21 protein-coding genes and 1 pseudogene are annotated in these 19,784 nt (G+C 63.1%); 12 read left to right on the top strand and 10 right to left on the bottom strand.

All coding sequences use genetic code 11. The features are described from left to right. The first annotated feature begins 38 nt into the window (after positions 1–38). The gene (locus LIN44_RS00160; RefSeq protein WP_227313033.1) at positions 39–932 is read left to right on the top strand and encodes a class I SAM-dependent methyltransferase; all 894 of its coding nucleotides are present in this window, start codon (positions 39–41) and stop codon (positions 930–932) included. Beyond that, a complete protein-coding gene (locus tag LIN44_RS00155; RefSeq protein ID WP_227313032.1) occupies positions 925–1,428 on the top strand; it encodes a DUF2938 domain-containing protein in 504 nt (167 codons plus the stop codon). The genes LIN44_RS00160 and LIN44_RS00155 overlap by 8 nt, the downstream gene beginning before the upstream one ends. A 46-nt stretch (positions 1,429–1,474) precedes the next feature. Here LIN44_RS00155 and LIN44_RS00150 read toward each other — a convergent pair whose 3' ends face one another. Both LIN44_RS00150 and LIN44_RS00145 read right to left on the bottom strand, forming a co-directional pair. Continuing rightward, a complete protein-coding gene (locus tag LIN44_RS00150; RefSeq protein WP_116335783.1) occupies positions 1,475–1,798 on the bottom strand; it encodes a nucleotide pyrophosphohydrolase in 324 nt (107 codons plus the stop codon). 429 nt (positions 1,799–2,227) lie between these two features. Beyond that, positions 2,228–2,503 carry a type II toxin-antitoxin system Phd/YefM family antitoxin gene (locus tag LIN44_RS00145; RefSeq protein ID WP_227313031.1) on the bottom strand — a complete coding sequence of 92 codons (276 nt, stop codon included), beginning with the start codon at positions 2,501–2,503 and terminating at the stop codon, positions 2,228–2,230. A gap of 319 nt (positions 2,504–2,822) precedes the next feature. Here LIN44_RS00145 and LIN44_RS00140 point away from each other — a divergent pair, with 319 nt between their 5' ends. From LIN44_RS00140 to LIN44_RS00125, 4 genes are all read left to right on the top strand, one after another. After that, positions 2,823–4,217, top strand: coding sequence for a saccharopine dehydrogenase NADP-binding domain-containing protein (locus tag LIN44_RS00140; RefSeq protein ID WP_227313030.1), 1,395 nt, complete (start codon positions 2,823–2,825; stop codon positions 4,215–4,217). Further along, positions 4,217–5,392, top strand: a complete 1,176-nt coding sequence (locus LIN44_RS00135; RefSeq protein WP_227313029.1) for a glutathionylspermidine synthase family protein — start codon at positions 4,217–4,219, stop codon at positions 5,390–5,392. The genes LIN44_RS00140 and LIN44_RS00135 overlap by 1 nt, the downstream gene beginning before the upstream one ends. Before the next feature lie 3 nt (positions 5,393–5,395). After that, on the top strand, positions 5,396–6,121 hold the full coding sequence (locus LIN44_RS00130) for a hypothetical protein (protein WP_227313028.1): 726 nt from the start codon (positions 5,396–5,398) through the stop codon (positions 6,119–6,121). 62 nt (positions 6,122–6,183) lie between these two features. Continuing rightward, positions 6,184–6,582, top strand: coding sequence for a DUF350 domain-containing protein (locus LIN44_RS00125; protein ID WP_227313027.1), 399 nt, complete (start codon positions 6,184–6,186; stop codon positions 6,580–6,582). A gap of 79 nt (positions 6,583–6,661) precedes the next feature. Here LIN44_RS00125 and LIN44_RS00120 read toward each other — a convergent pair. The 5 genes and pseudogenes from LIN44_RS00120 to LIN44_RS00100 all read right to left on the bottom strand — a co-directional run. Further along, a pseudogene (locus LIN44_RS00120) lies at positions 6,662–6,934 on the bottom strand (DUF2846 domain-containing protein); the annotation flags it as partial. A gap of 16 nt (positions 6,935–6,950) precedes the next feature. Beyond that, positions 6,951–7,343 carry a hypothetical protein gene (locus LIN44_RS00115; protein WP_227313026.1) on the bottom strand — a complete coding sequence of 131 codons (393 nt, stop codon included), beginning with the start codon at positions 7,341–7,343 and terminating at the stop codon, positions 6,951–6,953. Then, positions 7,340–7,999: a hypothetical protein gene (locus LIN44_RS00110; RefSeq protein ID WP_227313025.1), complete on the bottom strand. Its 660-nt coding sequence runs from the start codon at positions 7,997–7,999 to the stop codon at positions 7,340–7,342. The genes LIN44_RS00115 and LIN44_RS00110 overlap by 4 nt, the downstream gene beginning before the upstream one ends. Before the next feature lie 130 nt (positions 8,000–8,129). Continuing rightward, positions 8,130–8,771 (bottom strand): hypothetical protein, encoded by a 642-nt coding sequence (locus LIN44_RS00105; RefSeq protein ID WP_227313024.1) that lies wholly within the window; start codon positions 8,769–8,771, stop codon positions 8,130–8,132. Next, entirely contained in the window at positions 8,768–9,022 is a 255-nt protein-coding gene (locus LIN44_RS00100; RefSeq protein WP_227313023.1) for a hypothetical protein, read from the bottom strand. The genes LIN44_RS00105 and LIN44_RS00100 overlap by 4 nt, the downstream gene beginning before the upstream one ends. A gap of 1,190 nt (positions 9,023–10,212) precedes the next feature. Between LIN44_RS00100 and LIN44_RS00095 the strand changes: the two genes are divergently transcribed. Beyond that, entirely contained in the window at positions 10,213–11,025 is an 813-nt protein-coding gene (locus tag LIN44_RS00095; protein WP_227313022.1) for a hypothetical protein, read from the top strand. Between the two features lie 115 nt (positions 11,026–11,140). Here the strand turns inward: LIN44_RS00095 and LIN44_RS00090 are convergent, their stop codons facing one another. Further along, positions 11,141–11,923: a GntR family transcriptional regulator gene (locus tag LIN44_RS00090; RefSeq protein ID WP_227313021.1), complete on the bottom strand. Its 783-nt coding sequence runs from the start codon at positions 11,921–11,923 to the stop codon at positions 11,141–11,143. Positions 11,924–12,018: 95 nt separating this feature from the next. On the opposite strand from LIN44_RS00090, the gene LIN44_RS00085 reads away from it, so the two are divergent. The 3 genes from LIN44_RS00085 (at position 12,019) to LIN44_RS00075 (ending at position 15,235) form a co-directional block, all read left to right on the top strand. Beyond that, the gene (locus LIN44_RS00085) at positions 12,019–12,801 is read left to right on the top strand and encodes an SDR family oxidoreductase (RefSeq protein ID WP_227313020.1); all 783 of its coding nucleotides are present in this window, start codon (positions 12,019–12,021) and stop codon (positions 12,799–12,801) included. A gap of 73 nt (positions 12,802–12,874) precedes the next feature. Next, entirely contained in the window at positions 12,875–13,807 is a 933-nt protein-coding gene (locus LIN44_RS00080; protein WP_227313019.1) for a 3-keto-5-aminohexanoate cleavage protein, read from the top strand. A 120-nt stretch (positions 13,808–13,927) separates the two neighbouring features. Next, a complete protein-coding gene (locus tag LIN44_RS00075; protein ID WP_227313018.1) occupies positions 13,928–15,235 on the top strand; it encodes an MFS transporter in 1,308 nt (435 codons plus the stop codon). Positions 15,236–15,377: 142 nt separating this feature from the next. On the opposite strand, the gene LIN44_RS00070 is transcribed toward LIN44_RS00075, so the two are convergent. Next, the gene (locus LIN44_RS00070; protein WP_227313017.1) at positions 15,378–16,391 is read right to left on the bottom strand and encodes an esterase; all 1,014 of its coding nucleotides are present in this window, start codon (positions 16,389–16,391) and stop codon (positions 15,378–15,380) included. Further along, positions 16,381–17,772 carry a 2-hydroxycarboxylate transporter family protein gene (locus LIN44_RS00065; protein ID WP_227313016.1) on the bottom strand — a complete coding sequence of 464 codons (1,392 nt, stop codon included), beginning with the start codon at positions 17,770–17,772 and terminating at the stop codon, positions 16,381–16,383. The genes LIN44_RS00070 and LIN44_RS00065 overlap by 11 nt, the downstream gene beginning before the upstream one ends. A 118-nt stretch (positions 17,773–17,890) precedes the next feature. Here LIN44_RS00065 and LIN44_RS00060 point away from each other — a divergent pair, with 118 nt between their 5' ends. Together LIN44_RS00060 and LIN44_RS00055 are read left to right on the top strand one after the other, a co-directional pair. Continuing rightward, positions 17,891–18,859, top strand: coding sequence for a LysR family transcriptional regulator (locus LIN44_RS00060; RefSeq protein ID WP_227313015.1), 969 nt, complete (start codon positions 17,891–17,893; stop codon positions 18,857–18,859). Continuing rightward, positions 18,846–19,679 (top strand): YdcF family protein, encoded by an 834-nt coding sequence (locus LIN44_RS00055; protein ID WP_227314422.1) that lies wholly within the window; start codon positions 18,846–18,848, stop codon positions 19,677–19,679. Before LIN44_RS00060 ends, LIN44_RS00055 begins: the two co-directional genes overlap by 14 nt. Positions 19,680–19,784: the final 105 nt, after the last annotated feature.

Below are 19,784 nucleotides of genomic sequence, written 5' to 3'. Positions count from 1 at the left end.
GCACAGTGTAGCCTCCAACCAGGCAAGGGGATACGACCATGAGTGAACAACGACAAACCAGCGGCAATGGCGGCGAACAGGCCGCACTGTGGAACGGCGCATCCGGCCATGCGTGGGTCGAGCAGCAGGGCCTGCTGGACGACATGTTCCGGCCCCTGGAGCAGCAGCTGGTCGAAGCCGCAGGCAACGCCGGGTCACAACGCATTCTCGACGTCGGCTGCGGCACCGGCAGCACCACGCTGGCGCTGGCGCGGCACATCGGTGTGAAAGGCCGCTGCACCGGCATCGATATTTCCGCGCCGATGCTCGCCGCCGCGCGCTCCAGCGCCCAACGCGAAGGCATCGACGCAAGCTTTGTCCACGCCGATGCGCAGGAGCACGCCTTCGCTCCGGCAAGCTTCGACATGATCGTGTCACGCCTTGGCGTGATGTTCTTCAGCGATCCGGTGCGCGCCTTCGCCAACCTGCGCTGGGCGGCGACGTCCGACGCCGCGCTGCACTGCATCGCCTGGCGCAGCGCCGCCGAGAACCCCTTCATGACCACCGCCGAGCGCGCCGCCGCACCGCTGCTGCCCAATCTGACGCCCCGGCAGCCAGGCGCGCCGGGACAATTCGCCTTCGGCGACCGCGAGCGCGTGCTGTCGATCCTGCAGGCGAGCGGCTGGGGCGATATCGACATCCGCCCGACCGACGTCACCTGCACGCTGCCGGAGCCGGCGCTGGCCGGCTACCTGTCCCGGCTGGGCCCGGTCGGGCTGGCGCTGCAAGGCGTTGACGCCACCACGCGCGAGCGGGTCATCGACACCGTGCGCGCCGCATTCGCGCCTTACGTGCACGGCGACACCGTGCGCTACACCGCAGCGTGCTGGACCATCACGGCCCGCGCGACCGCAGCCGCTTCGCCCATAGCCCAGGACTCGAACCATGCCTGATCACACCACCGCGATGCTGCTCCATGCCATGGTAATCGGCACCGGCGCCACGCTGGTCATGGATGCCTGGACCATCGCGCGCAAACGGCTGCTCGGCGTGCCCGCGTTGAACTATGGCCTGGTCGGGCGCTGGCTGGCGTGGCTGCCACGCGGACGTCTATGCCATCACCCCATCGCCGCCACCCCACCGGTGCGCGGCGAGCAGGCCATCGGTTGGATCGCGCATTACCTGACCGGCATCGCGTTCGCGGGAATATTGCTGGCCTTGTGGGGTCTAGATTGGGCGCGCCACCCGACGCTGGCTCCCGCTTTGATCGTCGGCCTCGGCAGCGTCGCCGCGCCATTTTTGCTGATGCAGCCCGCGATGGGCGCAGGCATCGCGGCCAACCGCACGCCAAGGCCGAACGTGGCGCGGCTGCATAGCCTGGTGACGCATGCGGTGTTCGGGATGGGGTTGTATGGGGCAGGATGGCTGGTACGGCTAGTGGCGGGATAGCCCCTGGATCTGAGCGCACGCCATCGCGCCATGCCGGCGCGGGCGCTTATTCGGGTAGCGGATACTTCCTCGCATTCATCTCCATCTTCGCCCGCACCGCCGCATCCAGGTCCACCCCAAGCGCCGTCACCAGCTGGGTCAGATAGATCGTGATATCCGCAAGCTCCTGCTCCACGTGCTCTCGCTTGGGCGTGGACATGACGGCGCGAGATTCGTCCTCGGTCTGCCACTGGAAGATCTCGACCAGCTCGGACACCTCGACGCTCAGTGCCATCGCGAGGTTCTTGGGGCTGTGGTACTTGCCCCAGTGGCGGGCTTCGCCGAAATCGTAGGCGGCTTGCTGGAGGTTCTTGATATCGATCAGGGGCATGGTGGTGTGGCAAATGCTTCGGTTGGCAGCACGCCGGCCCAGGCGTGTGCAAATGGTTGAGTTGCCCGCAGGCAGTGAACGGATGGCTGCTGCGCTCAAGCGCCCGCAGTCTGCGCGCCAGTAAGGCCTGCAGATCGCGCCGGCCATCCGCAATGACATAGATGATCACGCTGCTTTCCACCGGACGGTAGATCACGCGAAAAGGCTTGGAGGCCGTCTGGCGATACTACCGGATACCCAGTGCGATCAAGTCGCTTGTGTGGTTGCCTTTCTCGGCAAAGGGGGAAATCGGGCCCACCGCTTCCAGCAACCGCTCCAGCACGTCGCGTTCTCGACGCAATCGAATTCCGTAACGTAGTCGTGGATGGATTCCAGGTCCTGTCAGCGCCGGCGTGAGCAGGTGCTCATGGCGCGTACCGCCTGACGCCATCAGCCGGCGGCCCGCTTTCTGCGCAGGCGCGCGACCACGTCCGGGACCGGCTTGAGCTTGCCTGCGGCGATTTCCTGATTGCCGAGCGCCAGGATCTTGAGCAGCACCAGCGTTCCCTGCGTCTGCTCGAACGACGCATTGTCCTGCAGCACCGCGCGGGCCTCCCCGTTCTGGTCGATCACCAGCGGTTCGCGCCATTCGTTGACTTGCTCCAGCACCTCGGCGGCATTGGCCTTCAGATTGGTGATCGGCTTGATCTGGGATGAGTAGCGCATGATGTGAGCCAGAACGTGCAATGGACTGAATTTAGACTTTATTGAGTCCTGCAACAACCGCGGGCTCCTGGCCACGCCTGCGCGAGGGCGGCCAGCCGTTCGCGGCCCGGCTGGCCTGGCGCCTGTTGCGCTGACAGGCGGGCCGCATACCCCTCCGGCAGTTGGCAGCCGCCGCGCGCGGCGATAGTATTGCCCTTCGCTAGATTTAGCGATTCTGATCAGAATTGATAAAACCAGGCGAGGGCAGTCCTGCGCCGGCGCGGCCTCGGCCGCGTCCGCGCGCGGGCGACCTTGCCGCGTTACGGGCGGAAGGGTCTGCGTGATCGAACACATCGTTATCGTCGGCTTTGGCTGCATCGGCCAGGCCGTGCTGCCGCTGCTGGAGCAAGCCTGGCCGGGGGCGGCGATCACCGTGGTCGACCGCGTGCTGGACCACGCTCGCCAGGCGCTGGTCGCCCGGCACAGGCTGCATGCCATCCACGCCGCCATCACCGCGGCCAATTTCGAAACCACGCTGGCCCCGCTGCTGCGCCCCGGCGCCTTCCTGCTAAACCTGGCCCCGTCCGTCTGCAGCCGCGACCTGATCGCGCTGGCGCAGGCGCATGGCGCCTTCTATGTCGATGCTGGCATCGAGCCCTGGGACTATGAAGCCGATGCGCAGGCCTCGCACCTGAGCAACTACGCGCTGCGCCACGACATGCTGGCCTTCGCCCGCGGCCGCGAGGCCCTGCCGACCGCGCTGGTCGCCCATGGCGCAAATCCCGGACTGGTGTCGGTGCTGGTCAAGGCCGCGCTGATGGCACTGGCCGGCAAGGCGCACATGCAGCAGCCGGAACCGCGCGATCGCGCCGGGTGGGCCGCGCTGGCGCGCGCGCTGGATGTGCGCGTGGTCCAGGTGGCCGAATACGACAGCCAGCAGGCCCCCGGCTATCCGCGCGACGGCGAATTCGCCAACACCTGGTCCGCCGAAGGCTTTATCACCGAGTGCCTGCAGGATGCCGAACTCGGCTGGGGCAGCCATGAGCCGGCGCTGCCGCCCGATGGCTACCGCCACGGCTATGGCAGCGGCGCGGCGATCGCACTGGACCGGCCGGGCCACCGCACGCGCGTGCGCTCGTGGTCGCCGGTGCACGGCCCGTTCGACGCCTACCTGATCACGCACAACGAATCGATCTCGATCGCCGAATACCTGACCGACAACCGCGCCGGCCAGCCGCTGTATCGCCCCACCGTCTACTACGCCTATCGCCCCACCGCCGCCACGCAGGCCTCGATGCAATGGCTGGACGACCGCGCCGCCCCGCGCGTGCGCGCCGAACGCATCCTGCGCGACGAGATCCAGTGCGGCGAAGACGAGCTCGGCGTGCTGCTGATGAGCGGCCGGCACGGCGCGGTCTGGCATGGCTCGCGCCTGTCGGTGCAGCGTGCGCGAGCGCTGGCGCCGTACAACACCGCCACCAGCCTGCAGGTGGCATCGAGCCTGGTCGCCGGCATGCAGTGGATGCTGGCCAACCCGTCGCGCGGCGTAGTGGAATCCGATGCGCTCGACTTCGGCCCGGTGCTGGCCGATGCCGCGCACTGGTGGGCGCCGCTCAGCATCGCCTTCACCAGCTGGCTGCCGCGGCCCGGTGCCGCCTCGCTCGCCTTCACCGACTTCCTGCTGGACCACGCCAAGGTCCGGCCCGATCCCGCTCTCCTTACCCTTGCCTGCTGATGCAACGCATCCCGCAAACCCCGCGCCGCAACTGGCCGCGCGAACTCGAGAAGGTGGGCTTCCACTTCCATTCGCTGGACGAGTTCAACGTCCCGCGCGAAGTCGATGACCACACCTTCTTCTACTGGCGCGAAGACGCCGCCTACGCCTTCAGCAAGCAAGAGGTGGAAACGCTCTACGCCGCCGCGTACGACCTGAACCAGCGCTGCCTGGAAGCCGTGCAGCACGTGATCGACCACGACCTGTTCGCGCGACTGGCCATCGACAAGGAGTTCGCGCAGCTGATCCGAACCTCGTGGGACCGCGACGAGCCCACGCTGTTCGGCCGCTTCGACATGACGCTGGACCAGCACGGCGTGCCGAAGCTGTACGAGTTCAACGCCGACACCCCGACCTCGCTAATCGAATCTGCCGTCGCCCAGTGGTACTGGAAAGACGCCGTGCAGCCGCAGGCCGACCAGTTCAACAGCCTGCACGACGCCCTGGTGGCGCGCTGGCAGTGGCTGCGCAACCACTACCGCAACGCCAGCCTGCTGCACCTGGCGTGCATGTTCGACAGCCAGGAAGACATCTGCAACACCGAGTACCTGATGGACACCGCGCTGCAGGCCGGCTGGTCGGTCAAGCTGGTCGACCTGCAAGAGATCGGCACCGACGGCCGCGGCAACTTCTACGACGCCGACAACGTGCCGATGGAAGTCGTGTTCAAGCTCTACCCGTGGGAATGGATGGCCACCTCCGACTACCGCGACCAGCTCGCGCACAGCCCCGTGCGCTGGGTCGAGCCGCCCTGGAAGGCGGTGCTGTCCAACAAGGCCATCCTGCCGATCCTGTGGGAGCTGTTCCCGGGACACCCCAACCTGATCGAAGCCAGCTTCGACCCCGGACACTTCGCCGGCCGGCCGCACGCGAAGAAGCCCTTCCTGTCGCGCGAAGGCGAAAGCGTGACCCTGGTCACCCCCGAAGGCGACCGCGTCCACAACCCCGGCGAGTATGGCGAAGAAGGCTTCATCTACCAGGCCTACGAACCGGCGCGGCGCTTTGACGGCCGCTACACCACGCTCGGCGTCTGGATCGTCGACGACGTGCCCAGCGGCCTGTGCGTGCGCGAAGAATCCGGGCCCATCGCCAAAAACACCAGCTTCTTCGTCCCCCACTACTTCACCCACGCGTAAGCCATGGCCAACAAGAAGAAGGGCACCAAGCGCTCCAAGTACGGCAGCCCATATCAGCCCGGCAGGGGCGGCTCCGGCGGCCCGTCGCCGCGCATCGCCGCCTGGCAGGCCGAACAGAAGAAGCAGGGCGGCTCGCCCGCGCTGTGGATCGTCGGCGCCTGCGCCGTGGTCGCCGGCGTGGCCGTGCTCGGCTCCTGCAGCGACGACGCCGACGACGACCCCGGCGTCACCGTGCGCCGCGCCAGCTACGCCACGCTGGCAGACTGCGAAGCCGACTGGAACACGCCCAACGACTGCGAGAGCGTGCCGCTCGACGACCCCAGCACCATCTACAGCTCCAGCCTCAACGCCCCCGCCAGCGAAGCCGCCGGCAGCTCCGGCACCACGCACAGCAGCAGCGCGTATTACGCGCGCTGGTACGGCCCGTACTACACCGCCAGCGGCACCGTCTACCATCCCAACGGCACCCAGACCCAGCGCGACATGTCGTCCGGGCCGCTGCGCCCGATGCAGGTCTACGACCGCAACGGCACGTCCACGCAATCCTTCACCAACGCCACCCCGCGCGCCGCCATGGTGGAAGAAGCCACCGTGCGCCGCAGCTCGCTCAGCGGCGGACGCTCCATGGGCCTGACCATGCGCTCCGCAGCCGTGTCGCGCGCGCCGGTGGTATCGCGCGGCGGCTTCACCAGCCGCTTCGGCAGCTCCGGCCGCTCCGGCGGCGGCTGAACGCGGCCCGCCATTCGCCCCGTCGTCCTCACCTTCCTGAACCCTGACAACGAGTCCATCCAATGGTCAACACCATGCACCCGGCCCTTGCCTACCTGATCTATATCGTCACCAGCTTCGCCATGCTGGGATTGTTCCTGCTGGTCTATACGCGGGTCACACCGCATCGGGAATTCACGCTGATCCGCGAAGGGAACGTCGCGGCGGCATTGTCGCTGGGCGGGGCGGTGCTGGGGTTCTCGCTGACTTTGTCGTCGAGCATCCAGCACAACGCTACGTTTGGGATGTTCTTGTTGTGGGCGTTTGGGGCGTTTGCGGTGCAGGTGGTGGCTTACCTGGTGGCGGCGCGGGCGCTGGGGGGTGTCAGCGAGGCGATTGCCAGTGATAACCGGGGGGTGGGGGCGGTGATGGGGGTGATTTCGTTGTCGGTGGGGGTGGTGAATGCGGCTTGTTTGACGTGAGGCTGCCGTCGGGGCAACGACGCGACGGGTGGCGCCGAGCGCCCCCGCCTGGTATCCCAACCAGGACACCCAGGCAGTGCGCAGCCGAGGCTACGTACTTGCCGGCAGGCCGGTCCACAAAGAAAAAGCCGCCGGGCTTGGACTCGCCCACCACCTGATTATTAAGACGCAGATCCGGCTGGATCGCGGCGCCGAACATCGACGCCGAGCGAAGGAAGTAGACCCGACCCTCGTTCGGCTTCAGCGTCGGTATCGACGCTGCCATGTCGGCGTGTTTCACACCCGAAGCACATCCAGCCAGCAGCGAAGATACCGCCAGTCCGGCAATCAGCATACGTGCGACCCGTTTCATTCCGATTCTCCCAAGTTCAAAGGTACTGCGGTGGATAGCGGGGAATAATTCTGTTCCCCTGGCAAATAGAACCCACCAGGGTCTTATCGCGGATGACCAGGTAGGCCTCGTGGACCTGACGGCCCTCGATCGTGAAAATTGTGCCGATGGGCCGGTAAACGTCGCCCTGAGGAACACGCCCCACCCTCGACCAGACAGACCTCTCGGGCAGCGTGCGGGAATAGCCCGTGTCCAGTTGGACGGTTGTGGCGCTCAGGATCTGGATGGGTCGGGCGGCCACGCTTGGTTGGGTGACCTCGATAGTCGATGGGGCCGTCGCAATCATGGGGGCACAGGCGGAAAGCGCCAAGCAATAGCCCGCGGCGAGCCGCGCGCGGCTTGGGCTGCGAAGGAAGGTGGCTTTCATCATTGAATCCGCTTGAATCTATATTTCGCGAAATACCTAGCCGTTCCGGTCGGAATTGCGCCAAGTCGCAGGCTCATGTGGACCTGCATGCCCCGTTCAAGAATGAGGTTTCCAGAAGGATCTAGATACAGCGTGACGACCGAGTCGGAGCGATTTGGTCCATACTCAGATCGCCCGTCGTCGCTCGTCCCTCCCCACGAAATTATTCCATTTGCACCGGTACACACAAATCTCCCCTTGTCCTCAAAGGAGGAAACATACTCAATCGATTTTCCATTCTCATAACGCAAATTGATTTTCGCAATACGGCTTACCATTGTCACGATTGCGTAAGTAGGGGGCGCGTACCGACCCTCGCTTGATCGGGACGCAGCCAGTATTTCCTGCGCTTGATCATTGTCTCGAAAGGGAAATACGTTTGAAAGCCGCCATTTCCGCGCTGCTTGTTGCGCTGTTGCATCTCCCTCTACGAGTTCACCAATCCCTTGATACTGCCCACTTAAATTTGGGCATTCTGCAGCTGCGTACTTGGCCAGATCGATATTATTGCCTCCGGCACCCGGATAATTCGGCGCGGAATGAAGACAAGCAACACAACCAAGGGTCATTACCACGATACACAGCTTGGTTCGCGTCATTTTTTCATCTATTTGATGCATTGCCTGATTGCAAAAACCTGGCCGACCGCCTCATCTCATAATTTTGGCAGCCACGGATCTGATCTAGCAGACATCTCCGCCTCCGATTTCCTTGGAACACATCTGATGCACACTGTGCACACTCCCCTCATCATTGGATCCTTCTGAATTTATACTTTGAGAAGCGCTTTGCAGTACCTGTCGGAACCGCGCCAAGAAACATGCTCATATGCACCTGCATCCCTCGCTCCAGAATTAATGCGCCATCATGATCTAAATACAATGCTCGAAAAGCATCCGAATGATTCGGCCCAAATTCAGATCGCCCGCTTTGGCTTGGTCCTCCCCAGATGATCTTCCCCGTCCGCCCCGTGCATACGAACTTCGCCTTGTCCTCAAAGGTAGGTTCATAGGAAGCTGTCTTTCCGTTTGGGTAGCTGACTACGACCTTGAGTACCCGCTTTCGACTTGCACTCACACTTCCATGGAGGGGTTGCTGGAGGCGTCCATCAGGTAGCTGTGCCGCGAGTTGGACGGCGGAAGCATCGACGCTGTCTGTGTATGGAAAAACTCGGTCAATCCGCCAAGTTTGCTCTCGGCTCTGCGCAACCGCATCGCCTTCAACTAATTCGCCCTTACCCTCATATTTTCCATTCAGATCAGGACAAGCGGCGTCAACGTAATCGGAAGGATTGACGTTGTCGCCCCCAGCACCTGGATAGGTTGGTGGCGAATGGAGACACCCGGAACATGCTAAGGTCAGCATTACCGGAATAAATATCGCTCGCTTCATTTTCTATCCTTCGAATGCTGGATCTGATTACGAAAGACTGACCAGTCGATACCATATTGGTTGAGCAATGTTACCGCGGCGAATGGCGCAGCCAGTGGAATATCGATATCCGTCTGAATCTCGAACATCATTCGCTGGAATGATGTCATTCCTTCCTTGAGGTTGCCGAGGCTGTCGTACGCAGTATCATCGTATTCGCTTGAACCGATATCTTGCAAAGTGTTTGACCGTCCCAGTTGGAATAGCGCCAAGCAACATGCTCATGTGAATCTGCGTAGACTTCTCATAGATGAGGTCGCCATTTTCGTCGAAGTAAAGCATAGCCATCGAATCGGATGTATTCGGCCCAAACTCGGAACGACCTCCCTTGCTCGAGCCACCCCAGGCTATCTTTCCCTCAACCCCAGTACAAACGAAGCGCTTCTTGTCTTCAAAGGAGAACCGCTGAATTTCAGATTTCCCGTTGGGATATATGAATCTACTTTGAAAGCTGCGCTCACTGACCCGTGACACCTGTCCATAATTTGGGTATTGAAATCTTCCCGCCTCAGACTTAGAAGCCTTGTCAATCGCTGACACCTCTTCCGCACTCACAAATGGGAATACATTGTCTAAGCGCCTAGTCCTTGCCCAGCCTTGCGCAGTGGCATCACCGTCCAGAAGCACTCCTTTCCCCTCATACTGGCCAGTCAAATCAAGGCATGCCGCATCAACATAGTGAGATGGATTAATGTTCTCCCCGCCCGCACCGGGATAGTTTGGGGGAGAGTGGAAGCAGCCCGAACAGGCGATAGCTGACAGGAGAACGACGAATTTCACTCCACTCATTTTTCATCCTTCGATTGCTGGCTCTGATTACGAAATGCAGACTAGTCCAGCCCGTATTGATTGAGCAATGTCACTCCAGCGAACAGCGCTGCCAGTGGAATGTCGATATCAGTCTGGGAGCTCGAACATCATTCGCTTAAATCTCGTCATCCCTTACTTTAGATTTCCTAAACTATCGCATGCAATTGGCCCATTGACCGCGCTCCCGTCCTGATGAGTCGGCGCGGTCTGGATTTGCGTTGCCAACGGACACTCTCCATTACGGTGTGATGCCGTGGCGTTACGCGCCGCGCTAATCTTCAGGTGACAGTAGCAAGCACAACTCAGGGCGAATATAGGCAACGTCCTAATCTTCATTGACACTTACAGGTCAACGAAGCCTGGCCCCTTTGCCGGAAATGACGTGCGGCAACATATAACGCATGCGAGACGAGGATTTCTGGAGATCATTAGGAATTTTCCGCAGATGAATCGGATAGCTCCCATATCTGCACTAGCGCAGATTCAATAGGCTCAATCTGGCATTCCGGCCCCAGCGGAATGAGGGAAATAAAAAAGCAAGAGAACCGACGGGCTCTCTGTGTCCTGACAGACCTAAGCAATGGGAGTTGATATGCGGAAGCAGCGAAATGCCACCTTGGTTGCGATGGGCCTTTCCACCTTGCTCTTCGCGTCCTGCGGGGGTGATACAGAGACACCCGACGAGGGCCGTGGTGGTGGCCCCCCGGCGGCCAACAACCCGCTCGATGCCGGCTGCATGGCAGCCCCCGCGGTCGGTCAACAGGTCACCGCGACGCTCACCTGGGGACCGATGATCCAGATCGCCACGTTCCGGACCAAAGCCATCGGCAAGACCAGCTTCGACGGCGGCAGTTACGACACGCTCGAACTCAAACTGCTGGATGGTGTTTATGGCTGGGGCGGAACCGATGCTCTCGTCTATTTCGATCCGATATCGCCCATCTTCCCGATCGGCGTCACTGACCACTCCCAAGGCTCTTCGTCCCGCTACAACAAGTACCGCCGCTTCACCTATACGGATACGGCAACTGGCCAGACGGGCACGCCGAGCCTGACTGGCATGAAACCTAACGAGACGCGCAACTTCACAGTGGCCGAGGCGAACGCCACGGAACTGGCCACAAAGCCGCAGCCAGCGCTCAAGCCCATCACACGTGTGGTTTCCGTGGCGGTGCAGTATGTCGGCCGCGAGGACGTGACGGCCAAGGGTGTTATCTACAAGGGAGCCTGCAAGTTGGCGCTTCACTACGAGCGCAAGGATCCCGACAGTTTCTACCCCCTACCGGTACTGGAAGGCACAGCCTGGCTCGCCCCGGGCGCCGGCATCGTCAAGCTCTCGGGTGCGCCGTTGGTCGGGGTAGACACGGTGACTGTCGAAACGAGCGGTATTCTGTCGACCCACTGAGGATTGAGCCGACTGGCAGAAGATTCGAGTTTCGTGACTTCGCGGACCGAATTATTTCCCAAGGAAGGCCAGCTCGATTGCGTGCGTTGCGCCGTCTTCACGCTTGCCGCGTAGCTCAGCGCTTCACCCCCGCGCGTCCGGCCTTCACACCCCGCTTCACTGCCACCAGCGTAGCCTCCGCGCCCTCAGCCCTCTCCGTATTGACCAATACCCCTGCAGAGACAATATAAGCCGCTGCGCTCTCAATATCCCCACGCAGCGCCGCACAAGCCGCCGCACCATCATGCTTGCGAAGCGCTTCTACCAGCTTGTCGTGATGCTTGACCGCCACGCGCTCCTCCACGCGGCGCGAGCCGGAGCGCAGGTCATGGTTCAGGATCGGGCCGATGCGCAGCCACGTTGACTCGATCATCTGCAACAGGATCGGCATGCGCGCCGCCGCGTAGACGGCGAAGTGCAGGGCCTGGTTCGCGGCGATGACGTCGGCGCCGTCGGGATTGCGCTTGGCCATCTCGTCGGCGAACCGGCGGTGCAGCGCCTGTACCTGCTTCAGTTCCTCATCAGTGATGCGCTCCGCCGCGGTGGCGGTGGCGAGACCCTCGAGCTCGATCCGGATCTTCGTGATTTCCTCGAACTGGCTGACGCTCATGCGCGGCACGCGCAGCGCACGGTTGGGCGTGAGTTCGAGGGCCTGCTCAGCCACCAGCCGGTGCACCGCCTCGCGCACCGGCATGACGCTGACACCCAGTGCGGCGGCGATATTGCGCAGCGAAATCTGCTCGCCCGGCATCATCTGGCCGCTGACCAGCAGGTCGCGCAGCTGCGTGTAGACGTCTCGGCTGAGCGTCTGGCGGACAAGGGGCGTCACGAGGTCATTCAGGGGCATGCCGCGAAGCATAGCACATAGGGTTATTCTCTATATTTGATCTGTGATCACAGTTTTAATCTTCGTCCGGAAGGCAGGCATCGGCCTGTTCCCAGGAGATTGGAATCATGTGGAAAGATGAATCGCTCGCCGGCAAGCGCGTACTGGTGACCGCCGGCGCGGACGGGATTGGCCTGGAGATTACGCGGGCCCTGGTGGAGGCGGGCGCCCGCGTCGCGGTGTGCGACGTGGCCGGCGACAGCCTGGAACGCGTCGGCGCGACGCTGCCCGGCGTGGTGGCAATCCGGGCCGATGTGTCGAAGGAAAGCGACGTCGCGGCGCTGTTCCAGGCGGTGGATGACGCCTTCGGCGGGCTGGACGTGCTGGTCAACAATGCCGGGGTTGCCGGCCCGACGGGTGGTGTGGAAACCCTGTCGCTGGCCGACTGGGAGCGCACGCTTGCCGTCAACATCACCGGTCAGTTCCTGTGCGCCCGCGCCGCGGTGCCGCGCCTGCGGCAAGGGCGGTCGCCGTCGATCGTCAACCTGTCTTCCGCCGCCGGACATCTCGGCATGCCGGGCCGTTCGGCCTACTCTGCCTCGAAATGGGCGGTGGTGGGCTTTACCAAATCGCTGGCGCTGGAACTGGGCGCGGATGGCATCCGTGTGAACACGGTGCTGCCCGGTGCCGTCGATGGACCGCGTATCCGCGCCGTGATTGCCGCGAAAGCCGAGTCGCTCGGCAAGCCGTTTGAGGAAGTCACGCGCAACTACACCTCGCAGGCGGCCTTGCAGCGCATGGTGACGATGCGCGACATCGCCAACATGGTGCGCTTCCTTTGCAGCGACCAGGCGGCCAATGTGCACGGCCAGGAAATGGTCGTCGACGGCCTGACCCAGGCGCTCAGCTAGCGCGCCCGGCGCTTTGCGGGGCCGACGGATATCCGCGGCCTACCCTCCGACCCATCCCGATCAAGGAATCACCATGGCCAAGCGAGCCAAAGCCATCATCACCTGCGCCCCGACCGGCGCCATCCACACGCCCAGCATGTCGCCCCACCTGCCGGTGACCGCCGACGAGATCGCACAAGCCGCCATCGACGCGGCACGCGCCGGCGCCGCCATCCTGCACCTGCACGCCCGCGACCCGAAGGACGGGCGCCCGTCCCAAGACCCCGAGTTGTTCCGGCCGTTCCTCAGCAGGATCAGCGCCGAGACCAACGCCGTGATCAATATCACCACCGGCGGCAGCCCGCACATGACGGTGGAAGAGCGCATGCTGCCGGCCACCACCTTCAAGCCGGAACTGGCCTCGCTGAACATGGGCTCGATGAACTTCGGGCTGTTCCCGATGCTGGAGCGCTTCAAGGATTTCCGTCATGACTGGGAGCGCGAGCACCTGGAGAACAGCCGCAACCTGATCTTCAAGAACACGTACCAGGACATCGAGAACATCCTGCGCATCGGCAATGCCAACGGCACGCGTTTCGAATTCGAGTGCTATGACATCAGCCATCTGTACAACCTGCGGCACTTCCTCGACCGTGGCCTGGTCAAGGGTCCGGTGTTTATCCAGTCCGTGTTCGGCATCCTCGGCGGCATCGGACCTGATCCGGAAGACCTGATGCACATGCACCGCACCGCGCAGCGCCTGTTCGGGGATCAGTTCCGCTGGTCGATCCTGGGAGCCGGCCGCAATCAGATTCCGCTGGCCACCATCGGCGCTGCAATGGGCGCCAACGTGCGCGTCGGCCTGGAGGATTCGCTCTGGATCGGCCCGGGCCAGCTGGCCGCCTCCAGCGCCGAGCAGGTCACGCGCATCCGGACCGTGCTGGAAGCGCTGAACATCGACGTCGCCACCCCAGACGAAGCCCGCGACATCCTCGACCTCAAGGGCGCCGCAGGCACCGCCTTCTGAACCGCCGGGCCGCCGCGGCGCGGCCCGGGCAGGCATCGATCACCGAAAGACATCAACCAGGCCGAATGGCAAGCCCGCGCCACGCGCGCGGCGCCGTATCCGCCGATGGAGACCACGCACATGCAGACCGTACCCGCCTCGGGCGCACCGCCGCTGGCCGCGCCGACCGACCGCCCGCTGACCGCGCTACTGTTCCGCAAGCTCATGCCCTTGCTGGTGCTGTCGTACGTGATCAGCTTCCTGGACCGCACCAACATCGCGCTGGCCAAGACCCACATCGCGGTCGACCTGAACATCTCGGCCGCCGCCTACGGCCTGGGTGCGGGCCTGTTCTTCCTCAGCTATGCCTTGCTGGAGATCCCGAGCAACCTGATCATGCATCGGGTCGGGGCGCGCTTCTGGATCACACGCATCATGGTGACATGGGGCCTGCTGTCCGCGGCGATGGCGTTCGTACAGGGCGAGACTTCCTTCTACATCATGCGGGTGCTGCTGGGCGCGGCCGAGGCCGGACTTTTCCCCGGCGTGATGCTCTACCTGACCTACTGGTTCGGCCGCGAGGAGCGCGCCCGCGCGGTGGGCTACTTCCTGCTGGGTGTCTGCATCGCCAACATCGTCAGCGGTCCGCTGGGCGGCGCCCTGCTGGCCATGGACGGCATCTGGGGGTTCAAGGGCTGGCAATGGATGTTCGTGCTCGAAGGCCTGCCCGCCGTGTTCCTTGCCGCCATCGTCTGGAAGAAGCTGCCCGACGGGCCGGACAGCGCCCCGTGGCTGACGCCCGCGCAGGCCCAGGCCGTGCGCACCCGCCTTGCCGCCGAAGCCGCCGATGCCGGCACCGGCAAGGCCGGCCACTCATTCCTGGGCGCCATGCGCGATCCGCAGGTCTGGCTGGCGATCTTCATCTACTTCTGCCACCAGATCTCGATCTACACGGTGATCTTCTTCCTGCCGGGCATCATCGGCACCTACGGCAAGCTTACGCCCGTGGAAATCGGCTTGCTCAATTCGCTGCCGTGGATCGCCGCCGCCATCGGCGCCGCCTGGCTGCCGCGCCATGCCAATACGCCGGGCCGCGGCCGTCGACTACTCTGCCTGGGACTGGCGGTAATGGCCGGCGGCCTGCTGATTGCCGCCTTCGCCGGCCCGGTGATGGCGCTGGTGGGCTTCTCACTGACTGCGCTGATGTTCTTCGTGGTGCAGTCAATCGTGTTCCTGTTTCCGTCGTCGCGGCTGAAAGGGGTGGCGCTGGCGGGCGGGCTGGCGCTGATCAATACCTGCGGGCTGATTGGAGGCTTTATCGGACCGTCGGTGATGGGGCTGATCGAACAGGCGAGCGGTAGCACGCGTAATGGACTGATCATCATGGCGGCGCTGCTGTTGGTGGCGTGTGCGGTGGCGCCGGCGTTGCGGCAGGGGCAGGAGCGATGACAGCAAGCGCCGGAGCGTCGACTCAATCGCCTGTGGATCTTCGCGTTTTTCTCAGCCATCAAACTTGCAGTTGCAACGGCGAACTGGCGTGGCCCACACCCATCGCCGTCCCAAACTTCATGCGTGCTGGCGACTAGGGTTGCTACATCCATTTGACCTGACCGTTACCCTCCCCAGCACGACTGATCCACTCGTGGACGAGCCCGGCAATATGGATGTTGTTGTCGTCCATCATCGGCAAATGCGAATTCCCGCGGATGCCCATGGCGGGCAAGTCAAATTCGGTCACTTCCGCCCCCGCTTGCTGCACAGCCGCCAACCACTCCTCTACCTGCCGGCGATATATCGTCCATAACGGGCTCTGCGGAATATAGTCACCCCACAACACACAGTGAGGAATGCCGCGCAGTCGCCTTGCATCCTCCACTGCTGTCGATGGCGCACCGGCGGGTTCAACCAGGATCAGTCCATTTACCAGTTCAGGCACCGACAGCGCGGCATGCTGAGCCAGGCGTCCGCCTTCGCTGTGCGCGAGGATCATGCACGGGCCAACTCGTCGAATCAGCTCCACATAGGCGTCCAACGCCATGCCCCCTGTGCTGGTCCATCGCGCCACGAACTGTTTGGCGAGCTGGTCCAGCGCGTGTACCGGAAACCGCTGTCCCTCAAAGGCCTGGCGCTTTCCATTCGCAGCGTCATATCCCTCCGCCGGGCCAAAGCGAAAGATGTCCCATGCCTGCTCCAGCGTTCGGTGCTCCGGCATTTCCGAGACCAGGCAGGCTGGCGCCCAGGAAGCCCTGCCACGCTCTACCGCGTCGCTCACAAAGGTGTCGTATCCCTTGCGCATGAAGTAATCATGCCAACCCGGACGACCATCCGGTGTGCATTCCCAGGTGGCACCGGTCATGCCGCCGCCATGCCACATCAGCAGCGGATACCTGGCCGTGGGCGCAGCCAGGGCGAATTGCTGGACATAGAGCTGTCCCACCTGATAACGCCCGTTCGGGTTGGAGACGCGCGGCTGGACGCCCGGTACCGTGGCAAGCTGCCGATGCGGCAGGTCGACCACATCGACTGGCCGTCCGCCGACATGAAAGCCGCGCACTGCCCTGAGCGCGATGGGCCTGGTTGCATCGAGCGGGGAATCAGTAGACATGGCGAATCGCAATCAGAGCCAACGTTACGGTAATGGCGCCGCCGATGCGGGTTGCAATCTGCGCAAACGGCATCAGCTGCATCCGGTTTGCCGCAGTGAGAATGGCGATGTCTCCGGCGCCGCCCTGGCCGCTGTGGCAACCGGTCACGACCGCCACATCGATGGGATACATAGCCACGAAGCGCGCCACAAAGAATCCGCTGGCAATCATCGACCCGACCGTTGCGAACACCGTGACGACGGTCGGCACCGTGAATGCGCTCACAAACTCCTGCCACGGCGTCAGTGCGACGCCCAGCGCAAAGAGCAACGGCCAGGTAACGATGCCGGAGAAAAACTGATACACGCCCTTTCCGCCTTGCTCCAGCCCGGGCGAGATGGCGCGGCCCAGCTTGGCCGCGACGATCAGGAACAGCATGGTGATCGGCGCCGGAAACGCCAGAACCCCCTGGACCAATACGCCGATCAGATAGAACACGACGATGGTCACCATGGCGCCGGCGAGGCTGACCGGATCGAATGCCGGAGCCGACGCCGACGCCGCCTTCCCGCTCGCCTTGGCTTGCGGCCCCCGCTGCAGCACACCTTCTCCTGTGAGGTGCGGAAAGCGTTTGCCCAGGACATTGAGCAGTCCGCACAGCAACACTGCAGTAAAGCTGCCAAGCATGACCACCGGAATGATCTGCGCAAACAACTCCGATTGTGGCTGCCCGGTAATCATCGCGTAACCCATGGAAAGCGGGATGGCGCCTTCGCCAAGTCCTCCGGCCATGATGGGAACGACGACAAAGAAGAATGCCCGGTAAGCATCCAGCCCCATCGCCAGGCCGGTCAGTGTCCCGACGGCACCCGCGACGACCGAGCTGACTGTCAGCGGCACAAAGATCTTCAGGAAGCCACCGAGAAGCACCTCCCGGTCCATGCTCACAATGCTGCCGACAACGATGGCCGCGACATAGAGGTAAAGGAAGTTGGATGCCTTGACGAACGCCTTGATCGATAGCGCAAGCGAAGGCGGAATCAGGCCGTAATGGGTCATCGCCGATGGCACCACAAACGCAAGAATCGCGGCGCCGCCCATCAGGCTGAGCATCGGCACACGGCGACCGAGCTCCATGAAGAAGAACCCGCCCAGCGACAATACGGCGATCGCCATCGTGAGATCCGATGGTACCTGGCCAATGGTGGCGAACCACACCACGATCGGCAGCAGCGCGACATATACCGGCAACGGTACAACGCCAATCCGGCGGTCCAGCAGGCGCCACCATTGCGCGCGCAGCGCAGACGTGGGTGGCACGGCCGGCTCGGCCGCAGAGACCCGTGAGATCTCCGCGGCTGACTGGGAAAGATGATCTGGTAGCACGATGTCCTCCTCCATCTGTTCATGAACTCGTCCGCATGACGTAGCGGCTTCTGTGTCCGTAGTCTGTGGCGCATCGTCAGTGCCGTCCAATATCTGTTTTGTTGGAGGGCATAAGTTCGTACTATGGCAACCTATGCAGAACGCCCGCAAACTGGACATCCCTCGCCTGATCGCCTTTATCGCAATTTGCGAAGAGGGCAGCATCACGGCCGCCGCGCGCAGGCTCGGGATCGCCCAGCCGGCATTGACCGTCACCGTGAGCAGGCTGGAGGATGTGCTGGGGGCGGTGTTGCTGACGCGAGGCATTCGCGGTGTCACGCCGACCGAAGCGGGACAACGCCTCCTGCGGCGCGCCTACGAGATCGTGAATCTCGTCGAGTCCACGTTCCAAGAACTGCAGCAGTGCACAGCCGACCTTGGCGGCGACGTTTCCCTGGGTCTGCCTTCCTCATCAGCCGCCGTACTCGCCCTGCCTCTGGTCGACCGCATCTCCATGCGCTACCCGAAAATTCGCCTGCGCCTGGTAGAAACGTTCTCCGGCTACCTGTGGAATTGGCTATCAGAAGGACAGCTCGATCTGGCGGTGGTGTTTGACCGGACCGCGACGCCGGAAGTGCAATGCGAGTCCATCGCCAGCGAGGACATGCAACTGGTAGGCCGGCCAGGGTCGCTGCCAGACACAAGCACGGTGCAGGCAAGGAGCTTGGACAGGTATCCCCTGGTGATGCCGTCGCGTCTGCATGCCATTCGGTCAACCCTGGAGGCCCATGCCGCACGAGAGAACGTGTCACTCGACGTTCGCGTTGAAATAGACGCCGGCCAACGGCTGATACGACTGGTGGAAACCGGTCGCATGTTCAGCGTTCTCGCCAAAAGTGCTGTGACACAGGAGATCCAGCAAGGGACGCTAGCGGCGTGCATGATCGACCCACCTATTACGCGCGCCGTATGCCTGGGACAGCGGCGCGCACGCATGGCAGATCCGGCAGTGCGCGCCGTTATCACGGAATTGGTTGCAGAGACCCAGGCGTTGATAGATACCGGCATTTGGAAGGCAGCCAGCGCGGAGCAACCCCTGATGCATGAATATGCCGTTGGATAATCTGCCACTCAACTATCTGGAGAACCCCGCAGTGAAACGAAGCGCGCGCTGGATACGCCTCGCCCTGGCGCTGGTTGGCGCAGTCTTGCTTGGCGACGCCGTCGCGCTGATGGGAATGGGGCTATTCAACTTCGGCATTGTGTTGCCGGGGTCTATTGGTATCGCGTTCATGTTGCTCGCCCTGCGCTGGGACGGTGTGGCCCGGTGGCGGAAGTCAGATCGCCGGCGCCAGGTGCTTTGGCGCGCGGGCTGGATTGCGTTTGCCGTGTGGCTGGTGACTGTCGGGGCGTTCTTTTATGACATCCGCAGCGGCATGGGCGCGCCCGTGCCGGCAGGGACTTCGGTGAAGGCGATCGTCATCCTTGGGTCAGGCACGCCTAACTGCGAGGCGTCGCCGACGTTGATTGCGCGGCTGGATCAAGGGTTGGTGCAGGCGCATCGGTGGCCGGAGGCCAAGGTGGTTGTGAGTGGCGGACAAGACTTCGGGCTGCGGTGTGTCGAGGCGGACATCATGGCGGACTACCTCGTAGCGCGTGGGGTGGCGGCGGACAGGGTGGTTCGCGAGGGGCGGAGTACGAGTACCGAGGAGAACCTGGTGTTCAGCCGGCAGCTGCTGGAGGGACAGGGCGTTGATGCTGCGAATGCGATGGTGGTGGTGACCAGTGATTTCCACGTGCGGCGGGCGGTGGGGATTGCGCGGAAGGTTGGGTTCAGCGAGGCCTTCGGCGTAGGCGCCGCGACGCCTTTGTACCTTCGCTTCAATGCGTGGCTGCGTGAGTACTTCGCGGCGATCAGTAGTTGGGTCTTGAGGGAGTATTGAGGCTTCGGCCTGCGGCACTTCACAGTGCCGGAATCAGAACGGCGCGAGGCCAGTTGGCTCGCGCCGTTTTGCTTTCAGGCCCGCATTGCGCGGGCCTGTCCCTCG

Origin of the sequence: Cupriavidus sp. MP-37 (genome assembly GCF_020618415.1) — a bacterium.
Classification (GTDB): domain Bacteria; phylum Pseudomonadota; class Gammaproteobacteria; order Burkholderiales; family Burkholderiaceae; genus Cupriavidus.
Note: the sequence above shows the minus strand (reverse complement) of the source record. Positions and strands in the feature narration are given on the sequence as shown.

Coding starts and splice junctions, on each gene's coding strand:
- LIN44_RS00160 (WP_227313033.1), top strand. CDS start 39: ATGAGTGAACAACGACAAACCAGCGGCAATGGCGGCGAACAGGCCGCA.
- LIN44_RS00155 (WP_227313032.1), top strand. CDS start 925: ATGCCTGATCACACCACCGCGATGCTGCTCCATGCCATGGTAATCGGC.
- LIN44_RS00150 (WP_116335783.1), bottom strand. CDS start 1,798: ATGCCCCTGATCGATATCAAGAACCTCCAGCAAGCCGCCTACGATTTC.
- LIN44_RS00145 (WP_227313031.1), bottom strand. CDS start 2,503: ATGCGCTACTCATCCCAGATCAAGCCGATCACCAATCTGAAGGCCAAT.
- LIN44_RS00135 (WP_227313029.1), top strand. CDS start 4,217: ATGCAACGCATCCCGCAAACCCCGCGCCGCAACTGGCCGCGCGAACTC.
- LIN44_RS00130 (WP_227313028.1), top strand. CDS start 5,396: ATGGCCAACAAGAAGAAGGGCACCAAGCGCTCCAAGTACGGCAGCCCA.
- LIN44_RS00125 (WP_227313027.1), top strand. CDS start 6,184: ATGGTCAACACCATGCACCCGGCCCTTGCCTACCTGATCTATATCGTC.
- LIN44_RS00115 (WP_227313026.1), bottom strand. CDS start 7,343: ATGATGAAAGCCACCTTCCTTCGCAGCCCAAGCCGCGCGCGGCTCGCC.
- LIN44_RS00110 (WP_227313025.1), bottom strand. CDS start 7,999: ATGCATCAAATAGATGAAAAAATGACGCGAACCAAGCTGTGTATCGTG.
- LIN44_RS00105 (WP_227313024.1), bottom strand. CDS start 8,771: ATGAAGCGAGCGATATTTATTCCGGTAATGCTGACCTTAGCATGTTCC.
- LIN44_RS00095 (WP_227313022.1), top strand. CDS start 10,213: ATGCGGAAGCAGCGAAATGCCACCTTGGTTGCGATGGGCCTTTCCACC.
- LIN44_RS00090 (WP_227313021.1), bottom strand. CDS start 11,923: ATGCTTCGCGGCATGCCCCTGAATGACCTCGTGACGCCCCTTGTCCGC.
- LIN44_RS00085 (WP_227313020.1), top strand. CDS start 12,019: ATGTGGAAAGATGAATCGCTCGCCGGCAAGCGCGTACTGGTGACCGCC.
- LIN44_RS00080 (WP_227313019.1), top strand. CDS start 12,875: ATGGCCAAGCGAGCCAAAGCCATCATCACCTGCGCCCCGACCGGCGCC.
- LIN44_RS00075 (WP_227313018.1), top strand. CDS start 13,928: ATGCAGACCGTACCCGCCTCGGGCGCACCGCCGCTGGCCGCGCCGACC.
- LIN44_RS00070 (WP_227313017.1), bottom strand. CDS start 16,391: ATGTCTACTGATTCCCCGCTCGATGCAACCAGGCCCATCGCGCTCAGG.
- LIN44_RS00065 (WP_227313016.1), bottom strand. CDS start 17,772: ATGGAGGAGGACATCGTGCTACCAGATCATCTTTCCCAGTCAGCCGCG.
- LIN44_RS00060 (WP_227313015.1), top strand. CDS start 17,891: ATGCAGAACGCCCGCAAACTGGACATCCCTCGCCTGATCGCCTTTATC.
- LIN44_RS00055 (WP_227314422.1), top strand. CDS start 18,846: ATGCCGTTGGATAATCTGCCACTCAACTATCTGGAGAACCCCGCAGTG.